This is a genomic window from Wolbachia endosymbiont of Madathamugadia hiepei, assembly GCF_013366855.1.
Taxonomy (GTDB): domain Bacteria; phylum Pseudomonadota; class Alphaproteobacteria; order Rickettsiales; family Anaplasmataceae; genus Wolbachia.
This window is the reverse complement of record NZ_WQMP01000169.1, coordinates 1-1,773: the sequence shown is the minus strand read 5'-3', so window position 1 is coordinate 1,773 and position 1,773 is coordinate 1. Positions and strand designations below refer to the sequence as shown.

Below are 1,773 nucleotides of genomic sequence, written 5' to 3'. Positions count from 1 at the left end.
TTCTTTCTTCGGTAGTTAAATAGCCACTTTATAATGAATTTCGTCAGTAACCACTAGATTTTTTAGTTGCCATGCAACAAAGCCATCCCAGTGTCGGAGCACTGGGATGACACCGTCTGTTACGCAAATTACCTGCTATAGCTAACCAAAGTAAGATTTCCCCGAATACTGAAAAACAGAACAATAGCATGGCTTTAACATTTTTCTGCCTTTTATATCACTCAATACCATATCTCTACATCGTCTTGAAGAACCCCATACACTTAACAATTTGAATTACACCTCACGTTCTTTAGAATGTCCAGTAGTGAATACATCAGAAAACACACTCTTAACAGCATCCCATGTACTTAAATCAGGATCTTCTTGTTTCTCTTCGCTAACTCTCTGACAAAATCTTCCAGCACCATAACCAACTAATGCACCAACTGCTGCAGCTGCAAGAAATACTGCAATAGCAGCACCTACAGGAGTCAAAGCGGCAGCAACTGCAAGATATGCTATGCTCAGGCCCAACAATAAGCCAGCGGAAGCAGTTATAATAGGCAACTTATTTCCTTTTGTACTGTGTGGAATATTCGCCTCATCAGCACAAGGCTTATTGTTAGGATTATCTAGTGTAGAACTATCGTTTTTTCTGTTCGCAACTCTTTTGCTTTCTGCTTCCTCTAAAAGCTTTTTCACACTTTCGTTTTTAGCTAGGTCCACTGGAGTTTTACCAGAGTCATTTTCTAATGAATGATCCGCTCCTTTTGCTAATAGAGCCTCAACCGTCTCTAATCATCCAAACATAGCAGCCAAATGTAAAGCAGTGTCGTCATCCGAACCTCGTGCATCAACATCAGCATTTTTATCTGCTATGAGGTATTTAACTATATCTAAACGGTCACTAAAAATAGCTATATGCAACAATGTGCATTTTATTGGCTTAGCGAACCTAGTAAATGCACGTACACATGCACTAAACAAGTGGTTTTCATTAAAACTTTTCTGTTCCCATTCCTCATATGTACTTTGATGTTGTGCTTTTAACACCTCTTTTATTTGTTCAGATATATCACTTAAGTTGTTGAAGTGTACTGAACGCAGCATCTCCTCCCACTTTTCCAATGTTGAAGTCATAACTACCTTCTCCTATTTAAAAATAATCATATAGTTTAATTACCGCATACTTTAATAAGAAAGTTAAGATTTATTATTTTTATATTTTACGTAAAATTATTAGTAATTGTTTTAGCTTACTATAGCTTGATTAATAAGTAAACATGCTACAAATTAGCATCACAAAAAATTTAAATATTTACTCTTTGTTTTTCAAAGCGGCGGAAAATACCTATATTTGTGAGAACAAGCCGGGTAAAAACAAGGTTGTGAAAATAGAAGCTTGAAATTGTTACAGCAAAGTTAGGCAAATTGGTTCGTATCTAAACGTGGTAGAAGTAGGCTGATATAGCTGGTTTTGCGTTGTGTTAAATTACTATATTAAAAAGTTCGCGTAGGTTACGCGGTTTATTGTCTAATATCAATATAGGACAGATTAAAAAGTTTCCCTACGATTAGAGGTTTAGCGAATTTATTATGTATCTTGTTTGATAACGAAAGTTGGTGTAACTTTTATGTTTAAGAAATTTACCAAACGAGGGAAAAAAGCAAAAGAAACCCTGGTCGGTATTTACTTTTAGTATTGTCTTTTTCCTCTGTCTGGTAAATTTCTTAAATATTATAGTTTAGACTAGTTGCGTTTAAAAGCAGCTAAATTGCAGCGTTTAAGGC

General features: G+C 35.5%; 2 protein-coding genes. Both read right to left on the bottom strand.

Annotated elements, in window-relative coordinates; genetic code table 11:
• Positions 1-276 precede the first annotated feature (276 nt).
• Positions 277-708, bottom strand: coding sequence for a hypothetical protein (locus tag GO685_RS05045; RefSeq protein ID WP_175937842.1), 432 nt, complete (start codon positions 706-708; stop codon positions 277-279).
• 72 nt (positions 709-780) lie between these two features.
• Positions 781-1,122, bottom strand: a complete 342-nt coding sequence (locus tag GO685_RS05040; RefSeq protein ID WP_175937841.1) for an ankyrin repeat domain-containing protein — start codon at positions 1,120-1,122, stop codon at positions 781-783.
• Between the last annotated feature and the right edge of the window lie 651 nt (positions 1,123-1,773).